Annotated in this window: 1 pseudogene; it reads left to right on the plus strand. The window is 58.9% G+C overall.

What is annotated here, in order from left to right:
- Positions 1 to 557, plus strand: a pseudogene (locus tag AC05K6_RS10175) (IS256-like element IS3503 family transposase); the annotation flags it as partial.

Consider the following 557-nt stretch of genomic DNA (forward strand, 5'->3'; position numbering starts at 1 on the left):
CCGCCTACACCGAACTCCTACGCCCCATTGCCGCACCACTAATCGCAGTCACAGACGGCGGACAAGGTGCCCAATCAGCCATCCACCACTGCTGGCCAACAACACGCATCCAACGCTGCCTCGTCCACGCCCAACGAACAGTCCGCCGCCACACCACCAGCAACCCCCGCACCGATGCCGGCAAAACCCTCTACCGCCTAGCCCTGAAACTCACTCGCATCACCGACCTTGACCAAGCATCCACATGGGTCGCCCACCTGCACGAATTCGACCACACCTACCGGGAATGGATGAACGAGAAAACCACCATCAAAGACCCTGCTACCGGCGCCTACACCAAGGTCTACACCCACCAACGCGTCCGAGCGGCCTATCAATCATTGCTATCTCTGCACCGCAGAGACCTGCTGTTTACCTACCTGCAACCCCCACCAACAACCATCGACCCCGACAACCTTGCAGCAACAACAAACAGCCTCGAAGGTGGCATCAACGCCCCCATAAAAGAACTAGCCCGCAGACACCGCGGACTATCACTACCGCATCAACGCACAGTG

The organism is Corynebacterium sp. TUM25020, from assembly GCF_056388495.1.